Source organism: Mycolicibacterium wolinskyi, from assembly GCF_002101965.1.
GTDB lineage: Bacteria > Actinomycetota > Actinomycetes > Mycobacteriales > Mycobacteriaceae > Mycobacterium > Mycobacterium wolinskyi.
Genome location: NZ_LQQA01000007.1, coordinates 99,850 through 107,393, shown reverse-complemented (window position 1 = coordinate 107,393; position 7,544 = coordinate 99,850). Strand labels below are relative to the sequence as shown.

Below are 7,544 nucleotides of genomic sequence, written 5' to 3'. Positions count from 1 at the left end.
TTCCTCGACGGGGCCCAGCAACGGGTTGGGCCGGTGGAGGTGCGTCCGACCCGGGCACGTCGGCTCGCTCGTCGCTCATGTGTTTGAGGCTACTCGCCGACGGCGGCGCCGAGTTGTGGACAGCGAATCACCGGGCAGTCGGTGTCGGCCGCGAGATGATGGGTGGCCACGACGACCGTGCGGTCGGCCGGCACCAACGCACCCGGCGTGAGCAGGTCGGTCAGGAACTGTTGGCCGTCAGCGGCATCCAGGTTCTCGGTGGGCTCGTCGAGCAGGACGATCGGGAAATCGGAGACCAGCACCCTGGCCAGCAGCAGACGGCGACGCTGACCCGCGGACACCGCCGCCGCGCCGCCGACCAGAACGGTGGACAACCCGTCGGGCAATCCGCTGAGCCAGTCCGTCAGGCCGACGCGGTGCAGCGCCTCGAGTAACTCGGCGTCGGTGGCGTCACCGCGGACCACCAACAGGTTGTCTCGCACCGTCGTCTCGAACAGGTGCGCGTCCTCGGCGAAAAAGGCTGCCCGGCGCGACTTTTGGTCGAACTTCTCCGCCATCGCCATCAACATCGTCGTCTTGCCGGAGCCACTCGGTCCGACGACGGCGAGCCGGCCGCCCGGGGGCAGATCGACAGCGGGCACATGCGGCCGTCGTCGACCGTGACTGTCCGGTGCGATCAGATCGTGCAGGCGGCGTGCCGCGATCCGTGACCGGGTGAGCTGCACCGCGGCTTCGGGCAGCGCCGTGGTCGCCTCGAAGGCCGAGAGCGGCAACAACATCAGGATCGCCACGGTCGTCGGTGCGACGGCAGGCGCCAGCGCGATTCCCGCGATCGCCGCCCCGAGCACGCTGACGCCGATCGCCGCACTCGGCATCGCCCCCGCGACAGCGGCCGGGGCAGCGGCGCGGTCGGCGGCATCGCCCCAGTTGCGGTGGTGGCGTTCGGCGGTCGTGATGATCTCATCCAGGCGACCGCTCACGCGCAACTCCGGCGCGTATTCCAGGGCCAGCATCGTCGCGGTGTCGCGACTGGCCCGATGTTGTGCCGCAACACTTTCCGCAGCGGCCACCGCGCGGGCAGCGACCGCGGGTGCCAGCACCCCGGCGACCAGCAGGCACAGCGCGAGAACCGCTGCGGCGACGGGGGAGATGATGGCGATGACGCCGACGGCGGCACAGCTGAGGACGGCCGCCACCACAATCGGTAGCAACGCGCGCACGAGGACGTCGGACAGCTCGTCGACGGACGCGCCGACGCGGGCCACCAGTTCGCCGCTCGGCAGCCGCATGGCGTCGTCGGCCGGCACGTCGGCGAGCTTGCGGTACAAGCCGGTACGGGCGTTGGCCGCGGCCCGCAGCGCGGTGTCGTGCGACGCGAGCCGCTGGCAGTACCCGAACACGCCGCGCGAGATGCCGAGCGCACGCACCGCGACCACGGCCACCGTCAGGTCCAGGATCGGCGGCATCTGCCAGGCGCGTGTGATCAACCACGCGGAGATACCGGCCAACGCCAGCGCGCTGCCCAGTGACAACACCCCGAACAGGCTCGCGAGCAGGAACCGGCCGAGCCGCGGCCGCAGCAGGTCGACGGTGAGCCGAAACAGCGGATCAGCGCGGTACAAGCAGATCACCTACCGCCAATTGCCGGTCGCCGATCGCCAATACCGGATCACGGTGCCCGACCACCAATACGGTCGCGCCCGCGCGGGCCCTGGCCACGATCGCGGCGAGCACGCGTGCCTCCAGATCGGCATCGAGGTGCGCGGTGGGCTCGTCGAGCAAGAGCACCTGCGCCGACGAGCCGAGCACCCGGGCCAGGCCGAGTCGCTGCCGTTGTCCCAGCGACAACCCGACACCCTCCCGGCCGAGCCGCGTCTGCAAACCTTCGGGCAGGTCGTCGAGCACATCATCGAAACCGGCGTCGCGGCAGGCGTTGTCGAGATCGTGGATGGGGCCGAGCAACTCGAGGTTGTCGCGCACCGTGCCGGGTATCAACACGGGACGGTGCGGCAGCCAGGCAACCTGACGCCACCACGACGGCAGATCGAGCTCTCCGACCTCGATGTCGTCGACATACACCTTGCCCCAAGGCAATTCGGCCAACCCGAGGATGGCTTGCAGCGCCGTGGACTTACCGGCGCCATTCGGTCCGGTCAGCACGGTGACCTGACCTGGTCGGATCGCACCGTCGAGACGGTCGACGGTGATCGTCGGTGCGGACGACGCGGGCCTGCGGGTCTCACCGGCGGGCGATTCCTGCGGCGTGCACAATCCGAACGCCTGCTCGGCTGCTGTCTTTCCGTCCTGGGCGGCATGGAACGCGGCGCCGACGCGCCGCAGCGGCCAGAACACTTCGGGCGCCAGCAGCAGTGCGGTCAGACCCGCGGCGAGCGTCATGTCGCCGTACACCAGCCGCAGGCCGACACTGACCGCCACCAGGGCCACACCGAGCGTGGCGAGTAATTCGAGGACGAACGACGACAGGAACGCGATCCGCAGAGTCGCCATGGCCGAACGCCGGTGCGCAGCCGAGAGTTCGGCGATGCGCTGGGCGGATCCCGCTGCCCGACCGACTGCGCGCAGCGTCGGGATGCCCGCGACGAGATCGAGCAGCCGGCCCTGCAGCGTCGTCATCGCCGCGAGCGAAGCCGCCGAGCGTTCGGCGGTGAGCAGCCCGATCAGCACCATGAAGATCGGAATGAGCGGCAACGCGATCAGCACGATGGCCGCGGCCTGCAAGTCGTAGCAGGCCATCACGACGAGCGCCGCGGGCGTGAGGATCGCGGCCAGCACGACGGCGGGTAGGTAGCCGGTGAAGTACGGGCGCAGGCCGTCCAAGCCACGAGTCACCACAACGGCGGCTGCATCGCGCTCGGCAGCCAGATCCCGCGGCGGCCGTGCGGTCACCGAACGCAGCACCTGGCTGGACAATTCACCGATGACGGCTGTGGCGCCACGCTGCGACAGACGTCCCTGCAGCCACTGCGCGAGCGTCCGCAACAGCCACAGCGCCGCGAGTGTCACGAGTTCGCCGGCCCAGTCGGCCGGCCCGTTCGGGTTGGTGACGACACCGGAAACGATGTGCGCCAACACCACAGCGGACGCGATCGTGGTGCCCGCGATCGCCACACCACATGCCACGGCGGCCACGAGGTATCGCCGCAGCGCCGTCGTGGATGCCGTGCCGCCGCGAATGCCGAGCGCGCGCCAGAGGTTCAGACCGACCGCCGGGTGAGTCCGATCGGGTCCGGAATCCGCTCGGCGGAAATCCGCTTGCTGAACACCCAATACGTCCAGCCCTGGTACACGACGACCAGCGGAGCGAAGATCAACGCGGCCCACGTCATGATCTTCAGTGTGTAGGGGGACGACGATCCGTTGTAGATCGTCAGGCTCCAGTCCGGATTGAGCGATGACGGAACAAGGTTCGGGAACAGCGAGCCGAACAACAGGATCACGGCGGCCGCGACGACGATCGTGGTGTAGGCGAACGCCCAGCCCTCGCCTCTGCGGCTGTAGACCCGGGTGACTGCGGCGATCTGCGCGATCACCGCCACGGCAAGCACATACCAGGTCCAGCTCTTGCCGTACGCCAGCTGTGTCCACAACCCGAACCCGGCAACCAGGACAGTGGCCGGGATGGCCAGCAGCCCGGCGAACCGGAACGCGTCGCTGCGGATGGCGCCCGAGGTCTTGAGTGCGACGAACACCGCGCCGTGCAGAGCGAACAGGGCACCCGTGGCAAGGCCGCCGAGCAAGGTGTAGGCGTTGAGCACGTCACCGATCGACAGGTGCATCTGCTTGTCGGCGTCGACCGGCATGCCGCGCACCAATCCGGCGAACGCCACACCCCACAAAATCGCGGGCACGAACGAGCCGATGGCGATACCGGAGTCGGCCCATCGCCGCCAGCCTGGATCGTCGATCTTGCCGCGCCATTCGATGGCGACGATGCGCACGATCATCGCGCACAGGATCGCCAGAAGCGGCAGGTAGAGCCCGGAGAACACGGTCGCATACATCTCGGGGAACGCCGCGAACATGGCGCCGCCGGCGGTGATCAGCCAGACTTCGTTGCCATCCCACACCGGGCCGATGGTGTTGAGCGCGGCGCGTCGATAGGGCTCGGAGTCCTCGCCGCGCTGTTGGGCGGCGCGGCCGAAAAACGACATGAGCATGCCGACACCGAAGTCGAACCCCTCGAGGATGAAGAATCCGAGAAACAGAACGGCCAGAAGGATGAACCAGAGTTCTTGCAATCCCATCGATTCGCTCCTCAGTACGCGAACGACAACGGCGCGACTTCGTCGGCGTCCGGTGGGGTCGGCGGCGCGGGTTCCGAGTCGTGTTCGAGCGGGCCTTCCACGACGTAACGCCGGAGCAGGAAGAACCAGATGACCGCCAGCACGGCGTACAGCAGCGTGAAGGCCACCAGTGACAGCAGCACCATGCCGGCCGAATGACCGGATACCCCCTGCGCGACGGTGAGCCGGATGTCTTGATCGCCCGTCGGATTCGGCACGACGACCCAGGGCTGTCGGCCCATCTCGGTGAACACCCAGCCCGCGCTGTTGGCGAGGAACGGGGTGGGGATGGTCAGCAGCGCGAACCAGCCGAACCAGCGCTGATTCGGGATCCGGCCGCCACGGGTGAGCCACAACGCGGCGAGCGCGAACAGACCTGGGACAGCGAGGAATCCGATCATCGCCCGGAACGACCAGTATGTGACGAACAGGTTGGGGCGGTAATCGCCTGGGCCGAACTTCTGCTCATACTGTTCCTGGAGGTCCTTGACGCCCTCCAGATGGACGTCGCTGAACTTGCCCTCGGCGAGGAACGGCAGCACGTACGGCACTTCGATCAAATGCGTGACGCTGTCGCAGTTGTTGTGCGTGCCGACGGTGAGAATCGAGAAGTCCGGGTCGGTTTCGCTGTGGCACAGCGATTCCGCCGAAGCCATCTTCATCGGCTGCTGTTCGAACATGAGCTTGCCCTGCGCGTCGCCGGTGAAGAACAGCGCGACCGCGGCCACCAGCGTCACCCAGCAGCCCAGTATCGTGGCCGGCCGGTACATGGTGACGGCGTCGTGTGGCGCGTCACCGCCGACACGATGGGACCGCACCATCCACCACGCGCACACGCACGCGACGAAAACCCCTGCGGTCAAGAACGATCCGGCCACGGCGTGGCTGAACGCCGCGATGGCCGTGTTGTTGGTGAACAACGCGACGATGCTCGTGAGCTCGGCGCGGCCCGTTTCAGGGTTGAACCGGGCACCCACCGGATGCTGCATGAACGAGTTCGCCGCGATGATGAAGAAGGCCGACATGTTCACGGCCATCGCGACGATCCAGATGCAGGCCAGGTGCACCAGGCGGGGCAGACGCGTCCAGCCGAAGATCCACAGTCCGATGAAAGTGGATTCGAAGAAGAACGCGGCCAGGCCCTCCATCGCGAGCGGGGCACCGAAGATGTCGCCGACGAATCGCGAGTATTCGCTCCAGTTCATGCCGAACTGGAACTCCTGCACGATTCCGGTTGCCACGCCGATCGCGAAGTTGATCAGGAACAGCTTCCCGAAGAACCGGGTCAGGCGGTACCAGCTGTCGTTGCCCGTCACGACCCAGATCGTCTGCATGACGGCGATGAGCGGCGCCAAGCCGATGGTCAGCGGGACGAATATGAAGTGGTAGACGGTGGTGATTCCGAACTGCCACCGTGATACGTCCAACGCGTCCATCTGACCCCACTTCCAAGGTCGCTAGGTCAACCTACGACAAAGTGTAGTAGACATCCGGGGTGCCAACCAGGTTCGGTTCATGACGGGCAGCGTGTGTTAGCTCACCGCAGGCGCGGAAGGAGACGACGGCGACTGCAGGGCCGAACCCAACTTCTTCGCACCGCTGCGGATACCGAACGCCGAGATGACCTCGAAGACACCCAGCACGATCAGCCAGGCACCCACGACGATTGCCAGCGTGGCGAGCGATTCGAACGGTGCCGCGAGCATGACCACGCCGGCCAGCAGGCTGATCACACCGAAGAAGATCTCCCAGCCGCGGCCGGGCAGCGTCGGATCACTGATCGCCGACACCGCGGTGGCCACGCCACGGAACACGAATCCGACGCCGACCCAAATTGCCAGCAGCAGAATCGAATCCTGCAGGCTGCGGAAACACAGCACGGCCAGAATCAGCGCGGCCGCGCCGCTGATGAACAGCAAAACGCGTCCGCCGGCCGTCACGTGCAGGCTGAACGCGAAGACCACCTGGGCGATGCCGGTGATCAACAGGTAGGCGCCGAAGAATATGGCCGCCACCAGAATGGTGATGCCCGGCCACACCAAGACGAGAATTCCGAGGATGATCGCGAGAACCCCCGAAACCAGCGTGGCCTTCCACAGGTGAGGCAACAGGCTTGGGGGAGCGGTGGTTTCCATGCAGGCAGTTTGGCACAAACCACATGGGCGAACGCGTATTTTACGGTACGGCTGTGGCATCGTACTGCGGTCGTTAATGTCTCGTTACCGGCACTGCGCGCCGGCGCTATGGCCGTTATCGTCTCCGGTTTGGAACAGACGGATGACGGTCCAACGCGAATAGATGTAGAGAGAAGAGGCAACCTGTGAGAGCTGGATGTCAGAACCGTCGGGGCAAGATGTGGCGCATTGCGGTCGCGATGGCTGCGAGCGGCGCGCTGGCGATGTCGGGTTGCGCGAGCAACACCGATAGCAGCGGACCGGCTACCGAGACGACCGCGGCGACGGCTGAGAAGGTCGACGCGATCGCCAACACGTTGCCGGAGCCGATCAAGTCGAGCGGCAAGCTTGTGATCGGCACAGACCCGACGTACCCGCCGAACGAGTTCAAGGATCCGAGCGGCAAGATCATCGGATTCGACGTCGACCTGATGAACGCGATCGCGGCCACACTGGGACTCACCACGGAGTACCGGCCGTCGGCGTTCGACAAGATCATCCCGTCGGTCCAGGGCGGCACCTACAACGTCGGGATGTCGTCGTTCACCGACTCGAAAGAACGTGAGGAGCAGGTCGACTTCGTCACGTATTTCGAGGCCGGATCGGCGTGGGCCCAGAAGGCCGGCGCGGGCATCAACCCCGATGACGCGTGCGGCAAGAAGGTCGCGGTGCAGACGGCGACCGTGCAGGACACCGATGAGATGCCGGCCCGTATCGACAAGTGCGTGAAGGACGGCAAGCCCGCAATCGAGGTCATCAAGTTCGACGATCAGACCGCTGCAACCAATGCCGTCATGCTCGGCCAGGCCGATGCCATGTCGGCTGATTCACCGGTGACGGCCTACGCCATCAAGCAGAGCGACGGCAAGCTTGAGGCCGCCGGCGACATCTTCGACTCGGCACCCTACGGCTGGGCGGTCCAGAAGGGCTCGCCATTGGCCGAGACGCTGAGGCAGGCTCTCGAACACCTCATCGAAACCGGCGCATACGAACAGGTGGCCAAGAACTGGGGCGCTGAGAACGGGATGATCGACAAGCCCGTCATCAACGGCGCCGTCAGCTGAGC

The 7,544-nt window shown here is 66.4% G+C and carries 6 protein-coding genes; 1 reads left to right on the top strand and 5 read right to left on the bottom strand.

Going from position 1 to position 7,544, the window contains the following annotated elements; translation table 11 throughout:
• Positions 1 to 89 precede the first annotated feature (89 nt).
• The 5 genes from AWC31_RS06605 to AWC31_RS06585 all read right to left on the bottom strand — a co-directional run bounded on the left by AWC31_RS06605 (position 90) and on the right by AWC31_RS06585 (position 6,439).
• Entirely contained in the window at positions 90 to 1,622 is a 1,533-nt protein-coding gene (locus AWC31_RS06605) for an ATP-binding cassette domain-containing protein (protein WP_085143534.1), read from the bottom strand.
• Positions 1,609 to 3,165 carry a thiol reductant ABC exporter subunit CydD gene (cydD, locus tag AWC31_RS06600; RefSeq protein ID WP_207626312.1) on the bottom strand — a complete coding sequence of 519 codons (1,557 nt, stop codon included), beginning with the start codon at positions 3,163 to 3,165 and terminating at the stop codon, positions 1,609 to 1,611. The genes AWC31_RS06605 and cydD overlap by 14 nt, the downstream gene beginning before the upstream one ends.
• Before the next feature lie 50 nt (positions 3,166 to 3,215).
• Positions 3,216 to 4,265, bottom strand: a complete 1,050-nt coding sequence (gene cydB, locus AWC31_RS06595) for a cytochrome d ubiquinol oxidase subunit II (protein WP_067845530.1) — start codon at positions 4,263 to 4,265, stop codon at positions 3,216 to 3,218.
• An 11-nt stretch (positions 4,266 to 4,276) separates the two neighbouring features.
• Entirely contained in the window at positions 4,277 to 5,740 is a 1,464-nt protein-coding gene (locus tag AWC31_RS06590) for a cytochrome ubiquinol oxidase subunit I (RefSeq protein WP_085143518.1), read from the bottom strand.
• A 96-nt stretch (positions 5,741 to 5,836) separates the two neighbouring features.
• Complete coding sequence (locus AWC31_RS06585) at positions 5,837 to 6,439, bottom strand: HdeD family acid-resistance protein (RefSeq protein WP_067845539.1); 603 nt, start codon at positions 6,437 to 6,439, stop codon at positions 5,837 to 5,839.
• A gap of 218 nt (positions 6,440 to 6,657) precedes the next feature.
• Here AWC31_RS06585 and AWC31_RS06580 point away from each other — a divergent pair, with 218 nt between their 5' ends.
• Positions 6,658 to 7,542, top strand: a complete 885-nt coding sequence (locus AWC31_RS06580) for an ABC transporter substrate-binding protein (RefSeq protein ID WP_067845542.1) — start codon at positions 6,658 to 6,660, stop codon at positions 7,540 to 7,542.
• The last annotated feature ends 2 nt before the right edge of the window (positions 7,543 to 7,544 follow it).